Annotated in this window: 20 protein-coding genes and 1 pseudogene; 6 read left to right on the forward strand and 15 right to left on the reverse strand. The window is 63.6% G+C overall.

From position 1 onward, the window contains the following. Positions 1-101 precede the first annotated feature (101 nt). Positions 102-1,700 carry a lactate permease LctP family transporter gene (locus tag H3V53_RS16520; RefSeq protein WP_054924854.1) on the forward strand — a complete coding sequence of 533 codons (1,599 nt, stop codon included), beginning with the start codon at positions 102-104 and terminating at the stop codon, positions 1,698-1,700. Positions 1,701-1,835: 135 nt separating this feature from the next. Next, positions 1,836-2,810 carry a DMT family transporter gene (locus H3V53_RS16525; RefSeq protein WP_336598847.1) on the forward strand — a complete coding sequence of 325 codons (975 nt, stop codon included), beginning with the start codon at positions 1,836-1,838 and terminating at the stop codon, positions 2,808-2,810. Positions 2,811-3,357: 547 nt separating this feature from the next. Here the strand turns inward: H3V53_RS16525 and H3V53_RS16530 are convergent. Next, the gene (locus tag H3V53_RS16530; RefSeq protein WP_336598848.1) at positions 3,358-3,504 is read right to left on the reverse strand and encodes a hypothetical protein; all 147 of its coding nucleotides are present in this window, start codon (positions 3,502-3,504) and stop codon (positions 3,358-3,360) included. A gap of 174 nt (positions 3,505-3,678) precedes the next feature. Here H3V53_RS16530 and H3V53_RS16535 point away from each other — a divergent pair. After that, positions 3,679-5,050 (forward strand): annotated as a pseudogene (locus H3V53_RS16535) (IS3 family transposase). A 93-nt stretch (positions 5,051-5,143) separates the two neighbouring features. On the opposite strand, the gene bamC reads toward H3V53_RS16535, so the two are convergent. Next, the gene (bamC, locus tag H3V53_RS16540) at positions 5,144-6,373 is read right to left on the reverse strand and encodes an outer membrane protein assembly factor BamC (RefSeq protein ID WP_336598849.1); all 1,230 of its coding nucleotides are present in this window, start codon (positions 6,371-6,373) and stop codon (positions 5,144-5,146) included. Positions 6,374-6,837: 464 nt separating this feature from the next. On the opposite strand from bamC, the gene H3V53_RS16545 reads away from it, so the two are divergent. Continuing rightward, on the forward strand, positions 6,838-7,317 hold the full coding sequence (locus H3V53_RS16545; protein WP_336598850.1) for a DUF2844 domain-containing protein: 480 nt from the start codon (positions 6,838-6,840) through the stop codon (positions 7,315-7,317). Between the two features lie 11 nt (positions 7,318-7,328). After that, complete coding sequence (locus H3V53_RS16550; protein ID WP_336598851.1) at positions 7,329-8,648, forward strand: DUF3443 domain-containing protein; 1,320 nt, start codon at positions 7,329-7,331, stop codon at positions 8,646-8,648. A gap of 110 nt (positions 8,649-8,758) precedes the next feature. Here the strand turns inward: H3V53_RS16550 and H3V53_RS16555 are convergent, their stop codons facing one another. The 12 genes from H3V53_RS16555 to H3V53_RS16610 form a co-directional block, all read right to left on the reverse strand. Further along, positions 8,759-10,861, reverse strand: coding sequence for a YadA family autotransporter adhesin (locus H3V53_RS16555; protein WP_336598852.1), 2,103 nt, complete (start codon positions 10,859-10,861; stop codon positions 8,759-8,761). Positions 10,862-11,377: 516 nt separating this feature from the next. Next, complete coding sequence (locus tag H3V53_RS16560; RefSeq protein WP_054924859.1) at positions 11,378-11,608, reverse strand: hypothetical protein; 231 nt, start codon at positions 11,606-11,608, stop codon at positions 11,378-11,380. 116 nt (positions 11,609-11,724) lie between these two features. Next, positions 11,725-12,171 (reverse strand): hypothetical protein, encoded by a 447-nt coding sequence (locus tag H3V53_RS16565; RefSeq protein ID WP_336598853.1) that lies wholly within the window; start codon positions 12,169-12,171, stop codon positions 11,725-11,727. 132 nt (positions 12,172-12,303) lie between these two features. Continuing rightward, a complete protein-coding gene (locus H3V53_RS16570) occupies positions 12,304-13,071 on the reverse strand; it encodes an amino acid ABC transporter ATP-binding protein (protein ID WP_336598854.1) in 768 nt (255 codons plus the stop codon). A 3-nt stretch (positions 13,072-13,074) separates the two neighbouring features. Continuing rightward, complete coding sequence (locus H3V53_RS16575; RefSeq protein ID WP_054924864.1) at positions 13,075-13,752, reverse strand: ABC transporter permease subunit; 678 nt, start codon at positions 13,750-13,752, stop codon at positions 13,075-13,077. 22 nt (positions 13,753-13,774) lie between these two features. Then, positions 13,775-14,557 (reverse strand): transporter substrate-binding domain-containing protein, encoded by a 783-nt coding sequence (locus H3V53_RS16580; protein WP_054924865.1) that lies wholly within the window; start codon positions 14,555-14,557, stop codon positions 13,775-13,777. Positions 14,558-14,951: 394 nt separating this feature from the next. Next, positions 14,952-16,403 (reverse strand): dihydropyrimidinase, encoded by a 1,452-nt coding sequence (gene hydA / locus H3V53_RS16585; protein WP_336598855.1) that lies wholly within the window; start codon positions 16,401-16,403, stop codon positions 14,952-14,954. Between the two features lie 36 nt (positions 16,404-16,439). Beyond that, complete coding sequence (locus H3V53_RS16590) at positions 16,440-17,951, reverse strand: NCS1 family nucleobase:cation symporter-1 (protein WP_336598856.1); 1,512 nt, start codon at positions 17,949-17,951, stop codon at positions 16,440-16,442. A 96-nt stretch (positions 17,952-18,047) separates the two neighbouring features. Then, the gene (gene preA, locus H3V53_RS16595; protein WP_336598857.1) at positions 18,048-19,358 is read right to left on the reverse strand and encodes an NAD-dependent dihydropyrimidine dehydrogenase subunit PreA; all 1,311 of its coding nucleotides are present in this window, start codon (positions 19,356-19,358) and stop codon (positions 18,048-18,050) included. 45 nt (positions 19,359-19,403) lie between these two features. Then, the gene (locus H3V53_RS16600) at positions 19,404-20,753 is read right to left on the reverse strand and encodes an NAD(P)-dependent oxidoreductase (RefSeq protein ID WP_336598858.1); all 1,350 of its coding nucleotides are present in this window, start codon (positions 20,751-20,753) and stop codon (positions 19,404-19,406) included. Positions 20,754-20,869: 116 nt separating this feature from the next. Continuing rightward, positions 20,870-22,147: a Zn-dependent hydrolase gene (locus tag H3V53_RS16605; RefSeq protein ID WP_336598859.1), complete on the reverse strand. Its 1,278-nt coding sequence runs from the start codon at positions 22,145-22,147 to the stop codon at positions 20,870-20,872. 35 nt (positions 22,148-22,182) lie between these two features. Then, a complete protein-coding gene (locus H3V53_RS16610) occupies positions 22,183-22,449 on the reverse strand; it encodes a hypothetical protein (protein ID WP_336598860.1) in 267 nt (88 codons plus the stop codon). 118 nt (positions 22,450-22,567) lie between these two features. On the opposite strand from H3V53_RS16610, the gene H3V53_RS16615 reads away from it, so the two are divergent. Next, positions 22,568-23,263 carry a TetR family transcriptional regulator C-terminal domain-containing protein gene (locus tag H3V53_RS16615; protein ID WP_054924874.1) on the forward strand — a complete coding sequence of 232 codons (696 nt, stop codon included), beginning with the start codon at positions 22,568-22,570 and terminating at the stop codon, positions 23,261-23,263. Positions 23,264-23,290: 27 nt separating this feature from the next. On the opposite strand, the gene boxA is transcribed toward H3V53_RS16615, so the two are convergent. After that, positions 23,291-24,541 carry a benzoyl-CoA 2,3-epoxidase subunit BoxA gene (boxA, locus tag H3V53_RS16620; RefSeq protein WP_336598861.1) on the reverse strand — a complete coding sequence of 417 codons (1,251 nt, stop codon included), beginning with the start codon at positions 24,539-24,541 and terminating at the stop codon, positions 23,291-23,293. Positions 24,542-24,577: the final 36 nt, after the last annotated feature.

A 24,577-nucleotide genomic window follows, 5' to 3' on the forward strand; every position in this document is an offset into this window, starting at 1 on the left:
ACGCTTGTGTATCCGTTGCGCGCCTTCATCCGTCCAGCCCTGCCGCTTCGCCGCGTAGGCGCAGTCTTCGCGTCGAATCGAACAACAACGAAGGAGACGTGATGTTTCATCAGATATTGACTCCCATCGGCAACAGCCTGCTGCCCTCGTTCATCGTGGCCGCGCTGCCTATCATCGTGGTGCTCGTGCTGCTCGGCTGGGCGCGGCGACCGGCGTGGCAGGCGTCGCTGGCCGGTCTCGTAGTCGGCCTGCTGATCGCCATCTTCGGCTGGCAGTTTCCCGTCGGACTCGCGCTGAATTCCGTCGCGGCGGGCGCGGTCTTCGCCTGCTGGCCCGTGATGTGGATCGTCGTCACGGCGATTCTGCTGTACAACATCGCGCAGTATTCGGGACGTTTCGCGGCCTTCCGCATGTGGATGATCGACAACCTGCCGAACGACCGGCGCATCGTGCTGGTGGTAATCGGCTTTTCGTTCGGCGCGCTGTTCGAGGGCATCTCGGGCTTCGGCACACCGATCGCCATCACCAGTTCGCTGCTGATCCTGCTCGGCTTTCCGGCGCTCGAAGCGCTGACCTTCACGCTGATCTTCAACACGGCGCCCGTCGCGTTCGGGGCGCTGGGCGTGCCGATCACCGTGCTCGGCGCCGTCACGCACCTGCCCACCGACGCGCTCGCCAAGATGGTCGGCCGCCAGCTGCCGTTTTTCGCGCTGCTGCTGCCCTTCTATGTGATCGGCGTGTACGCGGGCTTTCGCAACATGCTGCGCGTGTGGCCCGTGCTGCTGGTGTCGGGCGGCAGTTTCGCGCTCACGCAGTACGTCACCTCGAACTTCATCAACTACAGCCTGACGGACGTGCTGTCTTCGCTGGTTTCGCTCATCCTGACAATCGCCTTTCTGCGCGTGTGGCGCCCCGCCGCCGATCCCGCGTTCGCCATCAACGTCGACCGCGTGAACGAGACGCGCGGCAAGGTCACGGGCACGCAGGGCTGGTATCCGTGGCTAATCGTGTCGGCTGTCGTGATTATCTGGACGATCGCGAAAATCTTCCTGATCGGCGACGTCAAGGTGCCGTGGCCGGGGCTCGACAAAGCCGTCTACATCACGCTCTACAACACGCCGTACGGCGCCATCTGGGACTTCCAGCCGCTCGCGACGGGCACGGCGATCCTCGTTGCGTCGATCATCACGGCGTTCGTTGTCGGCCTGAAGCCGGCCGATTTCGGCCGCGCGATCGCCGATACGTGGGTGCAGACGCGCATCGCCATTCTGACGGTCGCGACGATCGTCGGTCTCGCGTACCTGATGAACTACTCGGGGATGAACTACACGCTCGGTCTGGGCGTGGCGTCCGTGGGACCGTTCTTTCCGCTGGTGTCGGCGTTCCTCGGCTGGGTGGCGGTGTTCCTGTCGGGCAGCGATACATCGGGCAACGCGCTGTTTGGCAATCTCCAGGTGGTCGCCGCGCATCAGTTGAATCTGAACCCCGTGCTGATGGCCGCGACGAATTCGTCGGGCGGCGTGATGGGCAAGATGATCTCGCCGCAGAACATCTCGACGGGCGTCGCCACCACCGATCTCAAGGGCAAGGAAGGCTATGTGTTCGCCAAGACCTTCAAGCATTCGATCCTGCTGACCGTGCTGCTCGGCATTCTTGTGTGGCTGCAGCAGAACGTGCTCACGTGGATGATTCCGCATTGACGCGTACCGGCCCGCATTGATCTGCGCGCCGGCGATGGCGGGTGGCCTGCACCCGCCATTCGCGTGCTGCGTCGACTTGCCGATTCTTGCTGTTTCATCCCATCGTGAAACGACGCGCGTAAGTCGGGTGTTAGCATGCGTACGCATCGCGACTCAACTGCGCGCGACACCCTCACGATGAATCCAGTCAACGTCTTCCAGCTTCTCGTTCTCGCCGCGCTATGGGGCGCGTCGTTCCTGTTCATCCGCGTCGGCGTGAGCGACTTCGGGGTCGCGCCGCTGATGGCGCTGCGCGTGGGCATCGGCGCGCTGTTCCTGGTGATGGTGCTCGTTGCGCGCCGGCCGCTGCGCGAGTCGGCGGCGACGTTGCGCACGCGCGCGCTGCCGCTCCTGATCGTCGGCATTCTCAATTCGGCCGCGCCGTTCTGCCTGTTCGCATACGCGGAAATCACGCTGTCGGCTGGCGTCACCTCCGTGATCAACGCGACGACGCCGCTGTGGGGCGGCCTCGTTGCCTACCTGTGGCTCAAGGACAAGCTGAGCACGCTGCGCAGCATCGGCCTCGTGATCGGCTTCGCGGGCGTGCTGATGCTGGTGTGGGACCAGATTGCCGCGCCGAGCGGCACCAACATCTCGCCCGCGACGACGGCCCTCGCGGCGGCGGCCGCGCTCGGCGCGACGCTGCTGTATGGCATCGCGGCGAGTTACACGAAAAAGCATCTGATGGGCGTCGACGCGCTCACGGTCGCGACAGGCACGATGATCGGCGCGACCATCGTCCTGCTGCCGCTCGCCATCGCGTCGTGGCCGGCCGCTGCGCCGTCCATCAAGGCGTGGGGCGCGGTGATCGCGCTCGGCATCGCGTGCACGGGCGTCGCGTACATGCTGTTCTTCCATCTGATCGCCGTCGCGGGGCCGGCGCGCGCGATCACCGTGACGTTCGTGATCCCGATCTTCGGCATCCTGTGGGGCGCGCTGTTTCTCGGCGAACGCGTGTCGATGGGCATGATCGAGGGCTGCGCGGTCATTCTGGTCGGCACGGCGCTCGCGACGGGCGTCATCAAGCGGATCCCGGGCGTCGGCGGACGGCGCGTGAGCGAGCGCTGCTGAGGTTTGCGGGCCGTTCCGTGGCGCGAACCGTTGCCTTCGCGGCTTGCGGGTCGGGTCGGCGGAGGCGGTAGCACGAAAATAGCCTGCGCTGCACACGCGAAGCGCGGGAAAAGCCGCCGCAGTACAAGGGGTACGCGACGGGGCCAACAGAACGGGCACCCTCCCCGGACGCCCGCCAGACATGGAGCCATTCGCTTCTCTGTGCATTCGCTTCTCTGCGCATTCGTTTTCCCTGTCTTCTCCAGGTTCGACTCGCGTCTGCGTCGCGCTGCTCATTCGCACCCCGGCTCCGCTTACGGACCCGACGCAGCAAGGCGGTACCGCCGGCTTCGTCGATTTTCCCGACCGGTTAGGGCAGCTAGCGTGCCTATTGCCACGCCTCGCGGGACGCTTCGTACAAGCGCCTGATTTCGGGCGCCAAACATATGCGAAGCGGCAGAGCACGGCCTTGCGCGAAGAAACCAGCAACGGAAGCTACACCGTAGCGTCACGTTGCCCACCGACTGTGCGGACAGAGCGAGCGGTTGGCGATCCGGCGCGGACGTTATCAGCGGATCTTCCGGCGATGGGCGAACCGCTGCATACGCGGCATCCCGCGACGCTTCGGCGCGTCCGACGACAGCACCGCGCCACACAGCAAGGCAAGCGCGATCAGGCTCACCACCCACATCCAGTACGGCATGACGTCGAACATGGCTTGTCTCCGCGCATCATTGCGTTGCTCGATGTCCTGCCAGCAAAACGCAGGCACGCGGACTTGAGGACGAGTAGACGCGGTCCCAGGGCGCCGCGCGACCGCGCAAAAAAGCCCGCGTGATGAATTGCACCCCAAAAGTTGGACGCCAATCCAACCTTTGGGGTGTTTTTCATGGCGAAGTACACGGAGCAGTTTAAGCTGTCGGTCATCACAGAGGTTGAATCCGACACAGGTGATTCTTTGCGTGCCGTCGCACGACGGCATGGAATCGATGAAGCGACCTTACGCAAATGGTTGGCGGCGTACCGGGCGCTCGGGGCGGCCGGTATCCAGCGTAAGCACGAGTACTACACTGCGCCGTTCAAGCGGTCGGTGCTGGAGCAGATGGAGCGCGCAGGCTTGTCGGATCGGGAGGCGGCGGCGCGCTTCAACATCCGCAACCGTTCTGTCATTGGGCTGTGGAGACGGCAGTATGATGAGGGCGGATTAGCCGCTTTGTCAGCCCGCCCGCGAGAACGCTCCCGAAACATGGCCACTGCCTTGCCCCCGAAGCTCAACGAAGTATCTATACCGGACGAACGTAGCGGCGAGGAACTGCTCAAGGAGAACGAGTATCTGCGCGCGGAGGTGGCGTATCTAAAAAAGCTCGATGCGCTGCTGCAGGCGAAGAAGCGGGCAGCGCAAAAGAAAAAACGCAAATAGTGCAGGCGCTACGGCAGTGCCATCCGGTGCCCGCGCTGCTCAGGGCTGCCGGGCTGGCCCGAAGCACGTTCTACTACCATCTCAAGTGGTTGCAGGCCGGTGACCGGCACCCCGATCTCAAGGCAAAGATCCAGGCGGTGTTCGAGCGTCACAAGGGGCGTTACGGCTATCGCCGCGTCACGGCTGCGATTCGCCAGGCGGGTCATCTCGTGAACCACAAGGCTGTGCAGCGGCTCATGGGGCAATTGCAACCGAAGTCCCGGGTTCGTCAGAAGAAGTATCGTTCCTGGCGAGGTGAAGTGGGCCGTGCCGCTCCGAACCTTTTGCAGCGACAGTTCGAGGCCCATAGCCCCAATCAGAAGTGGGTGACTGATGTAACCGAATTCAACGTCGGCGGCGAGAAATTGTACCTGTCACCGGTGCTGGATCTGTACAACGGTGAGATCGTTGCCTGGCAGACGGATCGACGACCGAGCTTCGAACTGGTCAGCGCGATGTTGAAAAAGGCTCTGGCCAAACTCGGCCACACGGAGCGTCCGTTGTTGCATTCAGATCAAGGCTGGCAATACCGGATGTCGGCGTTCGGCCGGCTACTGAGGCGGCACAAAGTAATCCAGAGCATGTCTCACGCAAGGGCAACTGCCTTGACAATGCCGCGATGGAGAGCTTCTTCGGCACGCTGAAGTCCGAGCTGTACAGGCTGGAACGCTTCACGTGTGTGGAGCAGTTGCGCAGCGCGGTGGACGACTATATCCATTACTACAACCACGAACGCCTCAGGCTCATACTGAAAGGCCTGAGTCCCGTGCAATACAGGACTCAGGCCTCAGATTCCCACTAGAACTTATCTGTCCAACTTCGCGGGGTCAGTTCAGACGCAAACGTCACGCGGGCTTTGTGCATGTGGCCGCGCCCCACAGCGCGGCGTCGACGCTTACTGCAACTGATCGACCATCAGCGACATGATCTGCTTGGCTTGCGACGACGAATCGACATCACCCTTGTCGTCGACAACGGCGACACGCGTCTGATTCGGCGTGACCGCGCGGACGTTCACGCGATACTGCTTGGCCACCTTTTCCTTGCGACCGTGGAAAATCTGGCTCCAGAAGCCCTGCTCCGCTGACGACATGTCCTTCGGATCGACGTAGCGAACGAAGTACAGGCCGCGCGTGCGGTCCCGGTCGTCGACGGTGAAGTTGCTGCGATCGAGCGCAAGGCCGACGCGCAGCCATGCGCGGTCATACGGCTCGCCAAGCGTGACCTCGGTAGACGATGCCTGCGCCGATGTCTCGGTCGACGACGGGTCGCGCACGGGTGTCTGCCCGGCCAGCGCGACGTTCTGTGCAGCGGTTGCAGCCGCCGCCGACTTCGCGCCGCCTGCCGCTGCATTGGGCGCGGTTTGCGCGCCAGCCGGCGTGAGCGCCGTGCCGCCCGATGCGTTAGCCGCGCGCGCGCTCGCATCGTTCTTGGCCAGCGACGCCATCAGCCGCTTCAGATATTCGGTTTCGAGCGCGGGATCATTCGGCTTCGGCTCCCATTTGCTCGTGTCGTTGTTCACGCCGCTCAGTGCCTCGCGCAGGCCCTTCTGGCTGATGAACACATAGGTGCCGCCGCTGGGCGCCGCCTCGAGACGGGTACGGTACTTGTTGCGTTCCGCCGTCACGTACGAGTTGCCCATCGCCTTCGACAACGTGCTGCGAATCAGGCCGTCGTTGATGGTCGGATGCGTTTCGTTCCAGTCCGTCTCCATCACGCCTTTGTCGCGCTGGTCGACGACGAGCAGAAAGCCCTGTTCTTGCCAGAAACGGCGGATCTGCGGCCAGGCTTGTTCGGGCGTCTCGTTGTCGAGCACCAGCCAGCTTTCCGAACCGTCGCGCTGGATATGCATGCCGGTGACGGCGGGCGCCACGGACGCGGTGGACGGCGCCTCGCTCTGCACCTGCTGCAGCGTGGACAGCGAAGTCTGGCCGCTTTGCGGCGGCAGCGAGCGTTGGTCCGCGGTTTCCTCGGTCATGTTCGGCGGAACTGCGAGTGACACTTCCTTCGATTTCGAGTCGCTCTTGTAGTCGATCTTGGTCGGCGACGACGTGCCGCAGCCGGCGACCAGACCGCCTGCCATCAGCAATGCTGCAAACCGCTTGGTGAGACGAAGTTCAGTCATGTTCAGGGAATCCTTCCGCTACGCCACGGCAAGTTCCGTGGACTAACCCATCATTTTACCGGGCCAGCGAGTCGAAGTGCAAAAAGCGGGGAACGCCGTCATCACGTCGCGCCTGGCGCCCCGGCTCATGAGCGTCGGTGCAGCGCGATACGTCGCGTTCGGATTACGAACTGCGATGCGCGCCCGACGTGGCCTGAAAGCCGCCCGCATCATCTCATAATGCGTCGCGCCGCCGGCATTCCGGACGGACTTTCGAGTCGAAATTTAACGTTTCGCCATGATTTTCGCCACGACACAAGCGTTCTTTTTTACCGATCCAGACGGTTGATTTTTATAGACAAATCACCTCCGAACCGCGTCCCTCCTTTTGAGATACGAGCGCGACCAGGCAGCCGGCATGACCGGTCTCTCGAAAACCCGGTGATATCTTGAAATCACGATCTCAAAAACCTGGGGGCCGCGTCATGACACTCACCAAAAACCATTCCGCGATCATGATCGCGGCGTCAGTCATGTTTGCATTGGGCGCGAACATGTTGACCTCGAACCTCGCGCACGCCGCGCTGGGCGGCACGACACCACCGATGCAGGCCAGAGACAACGCGGCGCTGCGCGTGCTCGGAGATGGCACCGTCCGCGTGCGTTCGAGCGTCGACGCAGGCGGCACTACCATCAACGAGTACGCGAGCCGCGACGGCGTCGTGTTCGCCTACGCGTGGCAAGGTCCGACGATGCCGGATCTCACGCAATTGCTCGGTCCGTATGCACAGCGATATCGCGCGAAAGCAACCGAGCAATTCAACGAGTCGGGGCAGTTACACGCTTCGCGAATCGAGCAGCCGGACGTGATCGTGGAGTCTGGCGGGCAAATGCGCAGTTACGTTGGCCGCGCATGGTTGCCCGCCGCGATTCCTCCCGGCGTTTCACCCAACGATCTGCGCTAACGGAGGCCGCGATGAATACGCAATCTTCGCGCGTGGCAGCCTTTGCGCAGATGGCCATGGTCATGCTCGCCGCAGTCGTCGCGCTGGCAGGGTGCGGCGGCGGTGGCTCAGGCGCGACGGGCACCGCCAACAACTCGTCCCAAACGACCACAACCTCGTCGGGTACAAGCGCCAGCGGCACGCTCGCAGCGTCCGCACCGGCGCCGGACAACCCGTCCTCCGCCAGCGTGCCGCAATCGACGATTCCAAACGTCCAGCCCGTCGTTGTCACGTCTACGCCAACGCAAACCCGCAACATGCTCACGACCAGCGTGACGGTATGCGCGCCGGGCACCGCTAACTGCGTGACCATCGACAACGTTCAGGTCGACACCGGCTCTCAGGGCTTGCGTCTACTCGCGTCGCAACTGCCGGCGAGCCTTGCGCTGCCCGCGGTCGCCGCGGCTTTGCCTGCAGGAACCGCAACAGGCGTCAGCGGCGAATGCAGCGTGTTCGGCACCGGCTTCACGTGGGGCGCCGTGCGCACCGCCGACGTCCGGATGGCAAGCCAACTCGCGAGCGGCATTCCGATCCAGGTGATCGGCGATCCTTCCGTCCCCACTGTACCGTCCGACTGCGCCGCGTCCGGCTTGCCGATGATGACGCCCAGCGGATTGCGCGTGAATGGCATTCTGGGTGTCGGCCTGTTCTCCGTCGATTGCGGCGGCGGATGTATCGCCTCTGCGTTGCCTCGCTGGTACTACGCATGCGACTCGACAGGCGCGTGCACGTCCAGCAAGCAGCCGGTCGACCAGCAGGTGACAAACCCGATCAGCCGGTTTGCGCTCGACAACAACGGCATCGTGATCGAACTGCCCACGGTCGGTCCGGCCGGCGCGGCGACCGTCAACGGCTCGATCTATTTCGGCATCGACACGCAGGCCAACAATGCGCTCAGCGGCGCAACCGTGCTGAAAGCGAACTCGATTACCGGCTATGTCACAACCTCGCTCAACGGACAGCCCTACTCGCAAAGCTTTATCGACAGCGGCTCGAACGGGCTCTTCTTTCCAAGCACGACGATGGCACGTTGCGGTGTCTGGTGGTGCCCCGCATCCTTGCAGACGATGACGGCCACGTTGACAGGCGTAGACGGCACGTCTGTATCGCCCGCGTTCTCTGTCGCCAATGCGCAGACACTGTTTGCCACGCGCAACAATGCGTTCAACAACCTTGGCGGGCCATCGAGCGCGTTCAACTGGGGCCTGCCGTTCTTCTACGGACGGCGCATCTACACGGCGATCGAATCGCGCCTGACCTCCGCTGGAACGGGACCGTTCTACGCATTCTGAGCCGACGTGAGCACGTCTGATCTGACCCGACGTGCTCCGTTCCAGCGGTATCGCAGGATGAGGCGTGCGTGACAAGAACACGCCACGCACGCCAGCCTCCCATGCGGAGATCAGTCGCCGATCACGATGCCGATACCCGCACGCACGACGGTGCTGTTGCTACCTGCGGACGCCACGCCCGCGTTGAAGTTGACCGTCCCCTTGTCGTTCCAGCGGGATACGCCCAACCCGAATGCGGCCTGCCCGCGATAGCCGGCAACGCCTGCATTGAGCGTGGTTCGCCCCGGCAGATAGGGCGTGACGATCTGCAATGCCGAGGCTGACGCGATGCCCTTGCGCGTACTTCTGTCGAGGTCGTTCAGCGACCGATAGGTCTGGTCGATGGCAGCATTCAGTTGGTTCAGGTTGACGGCATCGGTGCCTCGCGTGCCTGGCGCGACGTTGACGATCTGCCGCTCACTCCCTGCCTGTCCGACAGAAACACTGTTCGCCCGATCCGCAACCGAGCCTGCGCCAAGCGCGACTGCACCATCAGCCAATGCCTGGCTGCCGGCGCCGAACGCTGAAGCGTTGGCGGCGTGGACGGTAGCCTGCGCGCCCACCGCCGTCGCCGTCGCGCCGTTTGCTTGCGCACCGCTGCCGAGCGCCGTTGCCTGATCGCCGTTGGCGATTGCCGCAGCGCCGAGGGCAGTTGCATGGGTGCCCGTTGCGGATGCCGCTTCCATGACGTCATCGCCGTTTGCACTCAGGAACGGCGTCCCCGACCCTTGCGCCTGCACATTCATGACGCTGCTCAGCGCCTCGTTCAACTGTCCGAGATTGACCGCGTCGCTGGAAAGGACACCGTTGGCCAGATTGTGAATCACCGTGCCGCCCGCGGCACCCTGTCCCAAGGTCACGCTGCCGTAATCGACCTGCCCGCCGGCGTTGTCGTAGACGACCGCGCTCGTCACGTGGCCGTTGCCGTCGACGAGGCCTGCCTGCTTCAACTGCGCAACGTTGACGGCATCCGTATCGGCTGTGCCCGCGGCGACATGCGTGATCTGCCGCTCATTGCCAGCAGAGCCGACCGACACCGAATTGGCGCGATCGGTCACGGCATTCGCGCCGATCGCAACCGAACCGGCAAACGCGGCCTGCGCGCCACCCCCAATCGCAACGGATTCGGGCGCCACCGCGAGCGAATCAGCGAGTGTCGAGTTCGCGTGGAAATAGCGCGATTCGATTCCGTTGTTCACCACGTTGCTGAGCGCGACGTTGATATCGTCGATTGCGGTGGTGTTGCTGGCGACGCGGCTGTCGAGATTGCCAAGCGCGTCGCCGACATTGCGGAACACGCTCCCGCCGATGCGATAGGTGGGCGCGATCAGCGTGCCGTTGGACGCGACGGCGGCGTCCCCGCCCAACGCTGCTGCCACACTCGCGCCGAACCCATACAGCTGGCTTCCATTGATTGCCTCACGACTGCCCGGGTCAATTGAGCCACTCGCCACATTGGCAAGTCGTACGGGAACGCTGGCGCCCGCACCACCCAGCGTGACGACGTCGTGTGCGGACGAATCGTACGTCACGGCATCGGCGACGCCCGCCGAGACCGCGTTGCGCAACTGGCTCACGTTGACGGCGTCGGTGTCCATCGTGCCCGCCGCAACGTTGACGATCTGCCGCTGCAACGCCGAATTGCCGACCGACACTGTGTTCGCCCGGTCGGCCTTTGCGTTCGCGCCCAACGCCACCGCGCCGCTCGCCAGGTTGAGGCTGTTCGATCCCAACGCGAGTCCGTCCTGTGCCGAACCCGCGAAGGCATTCACGCCGATGGCCACGCTACGCTGCCCCATCGCGATCGCGAATGAACCGAGTCCCAGTGAATCCAACCCGTCCGCCGACGACATATAGCCGATCGACACCGCCCTGTCCGCGGTGAAGCCTGTCGACGCGCCATAACCAATCGCGGTCGAATTGATGGCGAGCGCGTCCGTCAGCGCGCCGACAGCCGTCGAGCCGCTGCGGTCCGCGGCCGCACCCGCGCCGACAGCCAGCGCATCAATGCCCGATGCCTCTGCGGACGGCCCGATGGCCATTGTGTTCAGATCGTTCGTGGCCATGGTCGGCGCGCCCGTCATCACCGTATTGCTGACCGCGATGTAGTCGGTGACGGCCGCGCGCGCGGGCGTCACCCATGCCAATGTCCCGACACTCACGGCAACGACCATGCCGGTGCGCCCACGACGCCCCTTGCGCACCGTTTTGCGCCACGCTGCGCGTGCATCGAAACGGCCAGCCGACGCCCGTTGAACATCCCCTACGCTATACCGATTGCTCATTCCCACCCTTGATACGGATAACAACGCTTCTTCCGAAAACGCAGCATCGTCGGGTCTCAAGCCCTATTGATTCGGATACCGAACTATTGAAAAGCCGATATTCGCTATACGACAGAGCCTATGTCCCACGAGGATGCCTCCTACGCACCGCCACTTCTTCGATGTCGGTCACGACAGGCAAATCCTACGGAGACATTTCAACGGTCAATACAAGAAAACTCCCAAAACAGGCATTCGTGGAAGCGCAAGCAGATACCGCACACCCACCAACTCAGGCTGCGCGCGGCGTGGTGGCGAGGAAAAGGAATTCGCACGACGGCCAACGCCGTCATGCGAAAGCTTCAGGAAAGCGGCAAGGAAGGAATAAAAGAGAAACGCACTGCCGAAAACGCGCTCGGTCGCGCGCTATGCGCCGCCGCGCCCGAGCACGCTTTCGTATGCCATCGAACGTGCGGCTTCTTCGGCCTCTTCGCGCGTGTCGAATACGCAGCCCGACACGTGGACGTGATGCCATTCGGGATCGTCAGCGGCGTCGCGAAAGATGCGAAAGCGCGCGCTGTAGCCGCGCGGCGTGGCGGGGACCACGTCGATATCGACGGATGCGCCTTCAATCTGATGTCTGACGAAGCCGTCCATGCTGCCCTCCTGACGTGTGCGTTGCACGCAGAAATGCTAGCACGGCGCTTTCGGGACGGCGCGTGCGTCGCAGCATGCGTGCCGAAGAAGGAAGCGCAGAGGGCGCAGCGATGGAATCAGTTGTCGGAGTGTTCTTCTTCGCCCGACGCCGTCGCGGGTTTGGCGAGGCGCGGCGGCGAGAGCCAGCGGAACGCGCTCAGGCCGTTCGCGTCGAACGTGCATTCGACAGCGGCGGGCGCGACGGTCTTCGGCGGCTTGGACTTCTGGATCGCGGCCGCGACGGGCGCGAGCAGCCCGGCTTCGATGATGTTGGTGTTGGGCGGCTTGGCAGCGGCGGCTTCCGACGCCGTCTGCGGATGCGCGAGCGTGCCTTCGACGACGACACGGCTGCCGTTGATGCCCGCGCCCGCGTGGCTGATGCTCAGCGTGTCAGCGGCCGTGACCTCGCTGGCCGACTGACGCATCATCTGCTCGCACGCGCTCGTGTTCTTGTACACGGCCGCGCATCCCGCGGACAAGGCGGCAACCATGCAGCATGCGATAACAGGAAGGCGGGTCTTCATCGGTTTTCCGTGGTTCAGGGCGACGGCCATTGTAGCCTGGCTGCCCCTCGCGGGCATCGCCGGCAGGCCTTGCGCGAGCAGCAAGGGCGCCCGCAGGCGCCCTTTCAGTCATGCTTCTGCACTCGACGAAGCTTAATCCGACCAGCTTTCCGGCAGCGCCTGCGTGAGCGTCGACACGAACTCGGCGGTTTCGGCCTGCTTCGGCCGCATGAAGATGTCGCGCGACGGACCCTGCTCGACGATCGAACCGTTGCTGAGAAAGACCACATCGCGCGCGATCGATGCGGCAAGGCGCAGATCGTGCGTCGCCATCAGCATCGTCATGCCTTCCTTCGCCAGTTGGCGCAGCACTTCGACCACTTCGGCAGCAAGGCCCGGATCGAGCGCGGACGTGGGCTCGTCGCACAACAGCACTTCGGGCGAAGGCGCGAGCGCCCGCGCGATCGCCACGCGCTGCTGCTGGCCGCCCGACAGCGTGACGGGCCACGCATCGGCCTTGTGCGCGATGCCGACCTTTTCCAGCAGTTCAAGCGCGCGCACGCGCGCGCGTTCGCGGTCCCACTTCTGCACGGTGATGAGCCCTTCCATCACGTTCTCGATCACGGTCCGGTGCGGGAACAGCTGAAAGTTCTGGAACACCATGCCCGTGCGGCGGCGGATCGCCAGCACCGATTCCTTCGACGGCTTTTCGGTGCGGCTGAACTGGATGCGCTGATCGCCGAGTTCGAGCGAGCCCGCTTCGGGAATTTCGAGCAGGTTCACGCAACGCAACAACGTGCTCTTGCCACTGCCCGACGGACCGATCAGCGCCGTCACGTTGCCTTGTTCGAGCTTCAGATCGACGCTGTTCAGCACGCGATGATCGCCGAAATACTTTTCGATTTTTTCGAGGCGGATCATCGTTCAGTTACCCGATGTGAAAAGCGCATGACGGCCAAAGCGGCGTTCGAGGCGCACCTGGGCGGACGACAGCACCGAGCTGAACACAAGGTAGATCAGCGCGGCTTCCGTGTAGAGGATCAGCGGCTCGTACGTCACCGACGCGATGCGCTGCGCGGCCTGGAAAATCTCCGGCACGGTCAGCACGGCGGCGAGCGACGTGTCCTTCACGAGCGCGATGAACGAGTTCGACAGCGGCGGCAACGCGACGCGCGCCGCCTGCGGCAGGATCGCGCGGCGCAGCGCCTGCGCGCGCGTCATGCCCATCGAGTACGCGGCTTCCCATTGTCCCTTCGGAATCGACTCGATCACACCGCGAATCACTTCCGAGTTGTACGCGCCGACGTTCAGCGAAAAGCCGATGATCGCAGCCGTCAACGGATCGAGCACGATGCCGACATTCGGCAAGCCGTAGAAGATCACGAATAGCTGCACGAGCAGCGGCGAGCCGCGAAACAGCCACACGTAGAAGCGCACGATCGCAACCGACCAGCCCGGCCCGAACAGGCGGGCGAGCGCGACGATGAACGCGAGCGCAAGGCCGATGGCAAACGACACGAGCGTCAACGGCACGGTGAACACCAGGCCCGCGTACAGCAGCGGCCACAGCGATTCACCCATCAGGTGCAACCATGCAGGCATGTTTCAGACTCGCCTTTCGTGCTTACTTGGAAACGTCTTTGCCGAAGTACTTTTCGGAGATCTTCGCGTAGGTGCCGTCGGCCTTCATGTCGGCGAGTGCCTTGTTGATGGCAGCCTGCAGATCGGGATTGCCCTTGCGGATCAGCACAGCCGAATGGTCCGAGCTATCCGACGCCGTATCGACGGCGGCGATCTTCACCTTCGCGTCCGGCTTGTGCTTCTTGAAGTCGAGGAACGACAGCGAGTCGTTGACCGTCGCATCGACCCGGCCCGACGTCAGCAGATCGATCGATTCGTTGAAGCCCTGCACGGGCACCACTTCCGCGCCATGAGCGGCGGCGATCTTGCCGAAGTTGCTGGTCAGCGTGTTGGCAGACTTCTTGCCCTTCAGGTCGTCGAAGCTCTTGATCGTGTTGTTGTCCGAACGCACGATCAGCGCGGCGTGCGACACGATGTACGGCTCCGAGAAGTCGTACTTCTGCTTGCGCGCGTCGGTAACGGCCACTTCGTTGATCACGGCGTCGTAGCGGTTCGCGTCGAGACCCGCGATCAGCCCGTCCCACTTGCCTTCGACGAACACCGGCTTCACGCCGAGGCGCTTGGCGATCTCGCGGCCGATTTCGACGTCGAAGCCCGTCAGCTGGTTCGATGCATCATGGAACGTGAACGGCGCGTACGTGCCTTCCGTGCCGATCTTGAACTCGCCGGCGGACTTGATTTTCGCGAGGTCGTCGGCGGCGAATGCGGCCGTCGCCGTCGCGACTTGCAGCAGGCCGATCAGCAGAAGGGATCGAATCGACTTCATAGGGTTGTGCTCCGAGGTTCGTTTTATCCGGTTATGCGTGCGACTGCCGGAACACCCGTCCGGCAGCGTGGGCGGACTGTAGCAAACGGTCCTTATTTCCACAACGCATTTCAGGGCTTATCAATATGCCGAGGCGGAATAAGCTAGACCGAAAAAATGGGGTTGGCAATGCGCAAGTATACGGGGACGGCCCAATCCCCTGCAGCGCATGGGGCCTTGGTGCGGCCTGCGCCGTTTTTCGCCGTCTGCACTCGCCGCCGGCCGTCATGGCGGGCGCCGGCCCGCTGCGGCAAAGCGCGCAAGGATAACCGAAAACGAAAACGGCCGCTCCCGCCGCGCAATGCGGGAGCGGCCGAGCCATACGACGACAGCGGCAAGCCGGGCGGCGCGATCTTCAGCGCTCGACGGGATGCGGCTCCTTCAGTTTGTTTGCGACACGCACGGCATCGTAGTACGGGGCGTTGGGCGGGCGCTTCAGATACTGTCCGGCGCCGCGCTGCGCGCGCAGATCGCCGTCGGCCCACGCATGCGCGCCGCGCGTGAACGTGTGCATCGCGACGCCCTGCACCGTCATCCCTTCGAACACGTTGAAGTCGACTTTCTGGTGATGCGTCTTCACCGAGATCGTCTTCGTCGCGGACGGGTCCCAAACCACCAGGTCCGCATCCGCGCCGACCTGCACGGCGCCCTTGCGCGGATACAGATTGAAGATCTGCGCCGCGTTCGCCGACGTGATGCGCACGAACTCGTTCGGCGTGATGCGCCCTTTGTTCACGCCCTCGTGCCATAGCACCGACATCCGGTCTTCGACGCCGCCGCAGCCGTTCGGAATCTTCGTGAAGTCTTCACGGCCCATCGCTTTCTGCGATGCGCAGAACACGCAGTGATCGGTGGCCGTCGTGTGAAGCTGGCCCGACTGCAGGCCGCGCCACAACGCCTCGCGATGCTCGCTCGTGCGAAACGGCGGGCTCATCACGTGCGCGGCGGCGCGCGTCCAGTCGGGATCACGATAGACCGCTTCGTCGATCACCAGATGCCCCGGCAACACCTCGCCGAACACACGCTGCCCTTCGTTGCGCGCGCGCGAAATCGCTTCGACGGCTTCTCTTGACGACACATGCACGATGTACACGGGCACGCCGAGCACCTGTGCAATGCGGATCGCGCGATTCGCGGCCTCGCCTTCCACTTCGGGCGGGCGCGACAACGGATGCGCTTCCGGTCCCTTGAAACCCTTGGCCAAAAGCTGCTTTTGCAACTGGAACACCAGTTCGCCGTTTTCCGCATGAACGGTCGGCAGCGCGCCGAGTTCGAGCGAGCGCGAGAAGCTGTTCACGAGCACTTCGTCGTCGGCCATGATCGCGTTCTTGTAGGCCATGAAGTGCTTGAAGCTCGACACGCCATGCTCATGCACGAGCGTGCCCATGTCGCGATAGACGGAATCGTCCCACGACGTCACGGCCACGTGAAAGCCGTAATCCGCCGAGGCTTTCTCGGCCCAGCCGCGCCACTGCCTGAACGCGTCCATCAACGGCTGCTTCGGGCTCGGAATGACGAAGTCGATGATGCTCGTCGTGCCGCCGGACAGGCCCGCGGCCGTGCCCGTGTAGAAGTCGTCGCTGGCCGTCGTGCCCATGAACGGCAATTCCATGTGCGTGTGCGGATCGATCCCGCCTGGCATCACATACTGGTCGTGCGCATCGACGATCGTCGCGCCCGCGGGCGGATCGATCGTGCGCTCGACCTGCAGGATCGTGCCGCCGTCCTGCGGGTCCGCGATCAGCACATCGGCCTTGTAGCTGCGGTCCGCACCGATCACCGTGCCGCCGCGAATCAGGGTTGTCATCGGTTGCCTCCTCCGTTGAATCACGCAATCAGGGGATCACGCGCTTGCCATGCTGGCGCCCGGACTGCGGCGCGACTTCATCCATGTGCCGTACACGATCGACGCCAGCGCCAGTCCCACGAACCACGCATACGTGTAAAGCGTGTTGAAGAATGCGGGCACGTTCGGGAACGCAGCGGGAAACGCGGTGTGCAGAAAGCCGGGCAGATTCGGCAGCACACCGATCACGAGCGCGACGACAGCCGCGATATTCCAGCCGCCTGTGTAGCTGTATTCGCCGTTCTCGTCGAACAGTTCGCGCTGATCGAGGCGCGTGCCGCGAATGAAGAAGTAGTCGACCATCAGGATGCCCGCGACAGGCCCGAGCAGCGCCGAATAGCCGACGAGCCACGTGAAGATGTAGCCTTGCGTGGTCGCGAGAATCTTCCAAGGCATCATCACGATGGCGATCGTCGCCGTGATCAGGCCGCCCGTTCGATACGAAATCGCCTTCGGCCACAGGCTCGAAAAGTCATACGCGGGGCCGACGAGATTCGCCGCGAGATTGCAGCACATCGTATCGAGCGTGAGGATGATGAGCGCCACGCCGACACCGATGCCCGTCATGCGGCTCGTCAGATCGATCGGGTCCCAGATCGCCTTGCCGTAGATCACGACCGTCGCCGACGTGACCACGACCGAGATCACCGACAGCAACGCCATCGGCACGGGCAAACCGATCGACTGGCCGACGATCTGATCGCGCTGAGTCTTCGCAAAGCGCGTGAAGTCGGGGATGTTCAGCGCGAGCGTCGCCCAGAAGCCGACCATCGCCGTGAGGCCCGGCCAGAACGTGAGCCAGAACAGCCCCTCTTTTTTGCCGCCCGCCACGAACTGCGAAGGCGCCGACAGCATCGAGCCGACGCCGCCCGCCTTCGACGTCGCCCACCAGACGAGCGCGATGCACATCACAACCTTGATGGGCGCCGACCAGCTTTCGAGCCAGCGAATCGAATCCGTGCCGTGCACGATGAAGTAGATCTGCAAGGCCCAGAACGCGAGAAAGCACGCGAGCTGCCCAATCGAAATATCGAGAAACGGCAGCGCCGCGCCATGCAGCGCGTTGCCCGTCAGGATGTTGAGCAGCGTATAGATCGCGCTGCCGCCAAGCCACGTCTGGATGCCGTACCAGCCGCACGCGACGACGGCGCGCAGCATCGCAGGCAGCTTCGCGCCCTGCGTGCCGAACGACGAGCGCACCAGCACCGCGTACGGAATGCCGTGCTTCGCGCCCGCGTGGCCGATCAACAGCATCGGCACCAGCACGATCAGATTGCCGAGCAGCACGGTCGCGACCGCCTGCCACGGCGACATGCCCTCTTCCGTCAAGCCGGCCGCGAGCATGTACGACGCGATGTTCATCACCATGCCGACCCACAACGCCGCGAAGTGATACCACTTCCACGTGCGCTGCGCCGTGCCCGTCGGCGCGAGGTCGTCGTTATAGAGACTGCTGCCGTGCGCGCCGGATGCGTTGAACGCATCGGCGGATTGCGCTGTCTGCTTCATCAATGGATCTCCACTTGACCGCTCGTTGACTATTGGTTGCCATGCGCTTTATTGTCGTGCTGCCTCAAACGCGTCCGGCGCGTTGCAGTCGTCCCGTCACGCTGCTTTCGCCGCTTGCTGCGCATCCACGGTCCCAGAGGTGTCTGCCGCCACGCGCGCCGGGTTGTTCGGATGCGTGGTCCAGTTCGCATACTCGCCGCTGTCGACACGCTCCATCGTGATGCATTGCTCGACGGGGCACACATGCATGCAAAGATTGCACCCGACGCATTCCGCATCGACCACTTCGAAATGACGCTTGCCGTCTTTCTCGCGCGTGATCGCCTGATGCGACGTGTCCTCGCACGCAATGTGACAGAGGCCGCACTGAATGCACTTGTCCTGATCGATGCGCGCCTTGATGTCGTACTTGAGGTTCAGGTACTTCCAGTCGGTGACGTTCGGCACGGCGCGGCCGCGGATGTCGTCGAGCGTCGCGTAGCCTTTTTCGTCCATCCAGTTCGACAGGCCGTCGGCGAGATCGGAGACGATGCGAAAGCCGTAATGCATCGCGGCCGTGCATACCTGCACGCTGCCCGCGCCGAGCACCATGAACTCGGCCGCATCGCGCCACGTCGAAATGCCGCCGATGCCGGAAATGGGCAGGTTCGGCGTTTCCGCGTCACGCGCAATTTCAGCGACCATGTTCAGCGCGATCGGCTTCACAGCGGGACCGCAATAGCCGCCGTGCGTGCCCTTGCCGTCGACGGTCGGCATCGGCGCCATCTGGTCGAGATCGACGGCGACGATCGAGTTGATCGTGTTGATCAGCGACACGCCATCGGCGCCGCCCTTGTAGGCCGCGCGCGAGCCCATGCGGATATCGCTGATGTTCGGCGTGAGCTTGACGAGGCACGGCAGCTTCGTGCCTTCCTTCACCCAGCGCGTGACCATCTCGACATATTCGGGCACCTGGCCGACAGCCGAGCCCATGCCGCGCTCGCTCATCCCATGCGGACAGCCGAAGTTCAGTTCGACCGCATCGGCGCCCGTGTCCTCGACGAGCGGCAAGATCCATTTCCAGTCGCGCTCGTTGCACGGCACCATCAGCGAGACGATCAACGCACGGTCGGGCCAGTCGCGCTTGACCTCTCTGATTTCCTTCAGATTGACGTCGAGCGGCCGGTCGGTAATCAGCTCGATATTGTTCAGTCCCGCGATGCGCTGGCCATTCCATTGCACCGCGCCGTAACGCGAGCTGACATTGACCACATGCGGATCGAGCCCGAGCGTCTTCCATACGACACCGCCCCAGCCCGCCTCGAATGCGCGGTTCACGTTGTAGGCTTTGTCGGTGGGCGGCGCGGACGCGAGCCAGAAAGGATTCGGCGACGTAATGCCGGCAATCGTGCAGCGTAGATCGGCCATGTTCGGCTCCGTGGGGATTCGGTTCGTTCCATGAAAACTGCGCTTTCACGCGGCTTTGACCGCAGCGAGCGCAAATGCCGCATCGATCGATGCCGCTGCGAGCTTGCCGTCCTGCACGGCCTGCACGGTCAGATCGACGCCGCCCGATGCCGCGCAATCGCCGCCGGCCCACACCTTGTCGAGCGACGTGCGCATGTCCGCGTCGACACCAATGCGGTTTTGATCGAGCGTGAGCAGTTCATGCGCGAGGCCGATGGGCACGAGCGTTTGCCCGATCGCCTTGAGCACCATGTCGGCATCGAGCGCGAGGCGCTCCGCGCTGCCGTCGTTCGTGATGCGTTCGAACTCGACGCCCGTCACCGCGCCGTCGCGGCCAACCAGGCGCACGGGCTTCGCATGCGTGACGAGCGTCACGCCCTGCGTCAGCGCGAAATCCCTCTCGGCCCACGTCGCGCTCATCGATTCGACGCCGCGCCGATACACCATCGTCACACTCGACGCGCCGAGCTTGCGGCTTTGCACGGCGGCATCAATGGCCGTGTTGCCGCCACCGATCACGACCACGCGGCGTCCCACAGGCACCGTCGCGAGGTCGTGCGCCTGCCGCACCTGCTCGATGAAATCGACAGCATCCATCACGCCGCTCAATTCTTCTCCTTCGAGATTGAGCGCGCGCACGCCTGCGAGACCGATCGCAAGGAACACTGCGTCGTGCTGCTCGCGCAGCGCATCGAGCGTCATGTCACGGCCGAGCGCGACACCTGTTTTCAATTCGATGCCGCCCACCGACAGCAGCCATTGCACCTCGCGCTGCGCGAAGTCGTCGACCGTCTTGTAGGCGGCGATGCCGTATTCGTTGAGACCGCCGCCTTTGGCCCGCGCGTCGTAGATCGTCACGCGATGGCCCGCCACGGCAAGGCGATGCGCGCACGCGAGCCCCGCCGGACCTGCACCGACGACGGCCACATGCCGCCCGCTATCGGCCGCGCGGGTGAACTGCACGGCGTTGCGCGCCATCGCCCAGTCGGTGGCATGACGTTGCAGTGCGCCTATCGCGACGGGCTTCGTATCCTGATGATTGCGCACGCAGGCGCCTTCGCAAAGAATCTCCGTCGGGCACACGCGCGAGCACATGCCGCCCAAGGGATTCGCGGACAGAATGTCAGTGGCGGCGCCCTTCAGATTGCCGTTGCCGATCTTGCGGATGAAGCTGGGAATGTCGATCTGCGTCGGACACGCCTGCACACACGGCGCGTCGTAGCAGTAGTGGCAGCGGCTCGCCGCCGCCGCGGCCGCCGTGGGATCGAGCAGCGGCGCAATGTCGGCGAACTCGCACGAAAGCTGTTCGGACGACAGGCGATGCGTGGCGATGTCGCCCGTTTGCTTGATGGCCATACGCGTTCCTTCGTCAAGGTGAGGACGTAGCCGTGCCTGCCGGCTTCGTTTGCACGAAGCCGGGACGGCGTGTTGTATCGGTAAAGCAGTGAGGCGTTAAAGCGTCGACCTGCCCGTCATGAAGCAGGCTCGCACGCGCGCTCCAGCATCGCGTGCAGCAACACGTTCGCGCCCGCCTCGATCCATTCGGGCGTCGCGTCTTCGATTTCGTTGTGACTGATGCCGTCAACGCACGGCACGAATACCATCGACGTCGGCGCGACCTGCGACAGATAGCACGCGTCGTGACCCGCGCCCGACACCATGTCGCGATGCGCATAGCCGAAACGCTCGGCGGCGGCACGCACGGACTTCACGCACGCCGCGTCGAATTTCACGGGCTCGTAGTAGAAGATCTGTTCGAGCTGCGTTTCGAGGCCGATGCCGTCCGCGATCTTCGCAACGCCTTCGCGCAATTCGGCGTCCATCTTCGCGAGCACGGCGTCCTCGGGATGGCGGAAATCGACAGTGAAGAACACGCGGCCCGGAATCACGTTGCGCGAGTTCGGATGCACCTGCATCATGCCCACCGTCGCGCACGCGAGCGGCGCGTGATCGAGGCCGATGCGGTTGACGAGATCGACGACGCGGGCCGCGCCCAGCAATGCGTCCTTGCGGCGCGGCATCGGCGTCGGGCCCGCATGCGCCTCCTGGCCCGTCAGCGTGATCTCGTACCAGCGCTGACCTTGCGCATCGGTGACCACACCGATCGTCTTCTGCTCTGCTTCGAGTATCGGCCCCTGCTCGATGTGCAATTCGAACGCAGCGTGCAACGGGCGTCCACCGCAAGGCACTTCGCCCGCGTAGCCGACGCGCTTCAGTTCCTCGCCGATCGTCTTGCCGTCGACGTCCTTGCGAGAAAGGCCATAGTCGAGCGTGAAGACGCCCGCGAATACGCCCGATGCGACCATCGCCGGCGCAAAGCGCGAGCCTTCCTCATTGGTCCAGATCACGACTTCGATGGGATGCTCGGTTTCGATGTTGCGATCGTTCAGGCTGCGGATCACTTCGAGGCCGCCGAGCACGCCATAGATGCCGTCGAAGCGCCCGCCCGTCGGTTGCGAGTCCGCGTGCGAGCCCGTCATCACGGGCAGCGCATCGGGATTCGTGCCCGCGCGCCGCATGAACACGTTGCCCATCTGATCGACGCTCACTGTGCAGCCCGCCTCTTTCGCCCAGCTGACGATGAGGTCGCGCCCCTCTTTGTCGAGATCGGTGAGCGCGAGGCGGCAGACGCCGCCCTTTTGCGTCGCGCCGATTTTCGCCATCGTCATCAGGCTGTCCCACAGCCGCTTTCCGTTGACGGTGATCGACGTGTCGAGTCCTTGCTTCAACGCTTCGGATACCGCATTCATTCGTCTTGCTCCTCTGGATCAACGCGGTTTGCAGTTCAGGCACGAGCGGCGTTGCGCCCTCTCGCGACGACGTGAAACGGGTGCATCGGCGGACATGCCGGATTCGCTTTGGGGCATGGGCGCACGCATATCGTGCACGCACGTCTTGCCCACTCGCGCGCCGCCATATCGCGGTAAACCCCAAGCGTCTGATGCATCGCGAATCCTGTCCGGTTGGACAGGTTGTAGCCGATTAAAATCATCAAATCAACGTCTTTCGAACGAATAGCGTGCGCGACGATGCAGAGCGAGAAACGTGCCATTGCAGCGCACCATGCGTATGGGCCGACGCTTGCAGGTCAGCACAAGCGTGGATGTGGATTGCGATGCGAGCGGCTAGAATGAAGCGCGACGCGGCAACGACGCCGCGCGAGGCCAACGATGAGACACGACAAGCCAGTGGAAGCAGCGGAAGTGAGTGCGAACGATAACGACGAAACGGCCGCGCCTTTGCGGCGGCGCAAAGCTCACATCCGCGAGAGCAACGAAGCGCATCTTCTGGCCTGCGCCGAAGCCGTTTTTGCGGAGCGCGGCTTCGAAGGTGCGAGCACGGCAATGATCGCGGAGCGCGCGGGCTTACCGAAAGCCAACGTCCATTACTACTTTCCAACCAAGCTCGCGCTGTACCGGCGCGTGCTCGAAGACCTGTTTGAAGACTGGCATCGCGCGGCCAATACGTTCGAAGCCAGCGATGATCCCGTCGAAGCCATCGGCGGCTACGTGCGCGCGAAAATGGAACTGTCGCGGCGGCGGCCGCTTGGCTCGAAGGTGTGGGCAAACGAGATCATCCACGGCGCGGAGCACATGCACGACATTCTCGAACAACGCGTGAAGCCATGGCTCGATACGCGTGTGACCGTCATCGACGACTGGATCGCGCGCGGACTGCTCGCGCATGTCGATGCGCCTACCTTGATGTACATGATCTGGGCAACGACGCAGCACTACGCGGATTTCGACGCACAGATACGCGCGCTGGGCGGCAAGCGGGCATTGTCGCAAAAGGCCTTCGATGCGGCGACCGAGCAGGTCGTGCAACTCGTGATTCGCGCGTGCGGCGCGAAGTCTCCGGCCTGACGCCGCACGCGTGCTCCCGCGCGTGTTTCAGTAGGTTTCGAGGTGCAGGCGCCCTTCGCGCTTGAGCCGTTGCCATAGCGCATCCCACTCCAGGCCGTGCTGTTCGGCGATGTCCTTCAGCGACTGCAGCACGCCGTCCTCCATGCCCTTGAGTCCGCACACGTAGATAAACGTGTTGTCGTCGCGAAGCAGTTGCGCGACATCGACGGCACGCTCGCGCATCGCGTCCTGCACGTAGCGCTTCGGCTCGCCGGGCGTGCGCGAAAATGCGAGATTGGTATCGATGAAATCCTTCGGCAGATTCGTCAGCGGACCGAAGTAAGGCAGTTCTTCCTTCGTGCGCGCACCGAAGAACAGCATCAGCTTGCCCGTGGCGCCCTTCAGCCTGCGCCTGCGCCGGTACTCGGTCATCGCGCGCATCGGCGCGGAGCCTGTGCCCGTGCAGATCATCAGCAAATGCGAGTTCGGATGATTCGGCATCAGGAACGTGCTGCCGAACGGTCCGATCACGTTCACCACGTCGCCCTTCTTCAAATCGCACAGGTAGTTCGAGCACACGCCCCTCGTCGCGTTGCCGTGATAGTCCTGCTTCACGCGCTTCACGGTCAGCGATACGTTGTTGTAGCCGGGCCGCTCGCCGTCGCGCGGACTCGCAATCGAATACTGGCGTGCGTGATGCACGCGTCCATCGGCGGCGCTGCCCGGCGGCAGGATGCCGATCGATTGGCCTTCCAGCACGGGGAACGGCATCGTGCCGAAATCGATCACGATGTGATGAATATCGCTTTCGGTCGCTTCGTCCGTGAGCCGATAGTTGCCGACGACCGTCGCCGTAGTCGGATTCCTGTGCGTGTAAAGATTCACATACGGACGCGCCGCAGACCACGGCGGCACTACTGCGCCGCGCACCGTATCGACTTCGATGCGTTCAGCTTCAGAAGTGCTCTCGACGAGCGCGGACGCATCACTGGCGGGCGCTTCAGCAACTGCCGGCAGCGCCATCGTACCCTGCTCGGGCAGCACGTCCCATGTGTACTGCTCGTCGATGCTGTACGCGTCGGCCTTCAACACCGAGCGCCAGTTGTCGATTGCGCCCGTCGGACACGGCGGCACGCAGGCCATGCAACCGTTGCACACGTCGGGCATAACGACATAGTTCGTGCCGTCGTGCGTAATCGCATCGATGGGACAGGTCTCTTCGCACGTGTTGCAGCGAATGCAGATCTCCGGATCGATCAGATGTTGCTTCAGGATGTCGATCGATACAGGCGCGTTCATGATGATTCTCTCTCCCGCTTTCGCAACTTGCCGGCG

It is taken from the genome of Paraburkholderia bengalensis (assembly GCF_037126505.1).
GTDB classification, from domain to species: Bacteria; Pseudomonadota; Gammaproteobacteria; order Burkholderiales; family Burkholderiaceae; genus Paraburkholderia; species Paraburkholderia bengalensis.

What these genes read in the sequence shown, in the direction of transcription:
- H3V53_RS16520 (WP_054924854.1), top strand. Translation starts at nt 102, where the DNA reads ATGTTTCATCAGATATTGACTCCCATCGGCAACAGCCTGCTGCCCTCG.
- H3V53_RS16525 (WP_336598847.1), top strand. Translation starts at nt 1,836, where the DNA reads ATGCGTACGCATCGCGACTCAACTGCGCGCGACACCCTCACGATGAAT.
- H3V53_RS16530 (WP_336598848.1), bottom strand. Translation starts at nt 3,504, where the DNA reads ATGTTCGACGTCATGCCGTACTGGATGTGGGTGGTGAGCCTGATCGCG.
- bamC (WP_336598849.1), bottom strand. Translation starts at nt 6,373, where the DNA reads ATGACTGAACTTCGTCTCACCAAGCGGTTTGCAGCATTGCTGATGGCA.
- H3V53_RS16545 (WP_336598850.1), top strand. Translation starts at nt 6,838, where the DNA reads ATGACACTCACCAAAAACCATTCCGCGATCATGATCGCGGCGTCAGTC.
- H3V53_RS16550 (WP_336598851.1), top strand. Translation starts at nt 7,329, where the DNA reads ATGAATACGCAATCTTCGCGCGTGGCAGCCTTTGCGCAGATGGCCATG.
- H3V53_RS16555 (WP_336598852.1), bottom strand. Translation starts at nt 10,861, where the DNA reads ATGGTCGTTGCCGTGAGTGTCGGGACATTGGCATGGGTGACGCCCGCG.
- H3V53_RS16560 (WP_054924859.1), bottom strand. Translation starts at nt 11,608, where the DNA reads ATGGACGGCTTCGTCAGACATCAGATTGAAGGCGCATCCGTCGATATC.
- H3V53_RS16565 (WP_336598853.1), bottom strand. Translation starts at nt 12,171, where the DNA reads ATGAAGACCCGCCTTCCTGTTATCGCATGCTGCATGGTTGCCGCCTTG.
- H3V53_RS16570 (WP_336598854.1), bottom strand. Translation starts at nt 13,071, where the DNA reads ATGATCCGCCTCGAAAAAATCGAAAAGTATTTCGGCGATCATCGCGTG.
- H3V53_RS16575 (WP_054924864.1), bottom strand. Translation starts at nt 13,752, where the DNA reads ATGCCTGCATGGTTGCACCTGATGGGTGAATCGCTGTGGCCGCTGCTG.
- H3V53_RS16580 (WP_054924865.1), bottom strand. Translation starts at nt 14,557, where the DNA reads ATGAAGTCGATTCGATCCCTTCTGCTGATCGGCCTGCTGCAAGTCGCG.
- hydA (WP_336598855.1), bottom strand. Translation starts at nt 16,403, where the DNA reads ATGACAACCCTGATTCGCGGCGGCACGGTGATCGGTGCGGACCGCAGC.
- H3V53_RS16590 (WP_336598856.1), bottom strand. Translation starts at nt 17,951, where the DNA reads ATGAAGCAGACAGCGCAATCCGCCGATGCGTTCAACGCATCCGGCGCG.
- preA (WP_336598857.1), bottom strand. Translation starts at nt 19,358, where the DNA reads ATGGCCGATCTACGCTGCACGATTGCCGGCATTACGTCGCCGAATCCT.
- H3V53_RS16600 (WP_336598858.1), bottom strand. Translation starts at nt 20,753, where the DNA reads ATGGCCATCAAGCAAACGGGCGACATCGCCACGCATCGCCTGTCGTCC.
- H3V53_RS16605 (WP_336598859.1), bottom strand. Translation starts at nt 22,147, where the DNA reads ATGAATGCGGTATCCGAAGCGTTGAAGCAAGGACTCGACACGTCGATC.
- H3V53_RS16610 (WP_336598860.1), bottom strand. Translation starts at nt 22,449, where the DNA reads ATGGCACGTTTCTCGCTCTGCATCGTCGCGCACGCTATTCGTTCGAAA.
- H3V53_RS16615 (WP_054924874.1), top strand. Translation starts at nt 22,568, where the DNA reads ATGAGACACGACAAGCCAGTGGAAGCAGCGGAAGTGAGTGCGAACGAT.
- boxA (WP_336598861.1), bottom strand. Translation starts at nt 24,541, where the DNA reads ATGAACGCGCCTGTATCGATCGACATCCTGAAGCAACATCTGATCGAT.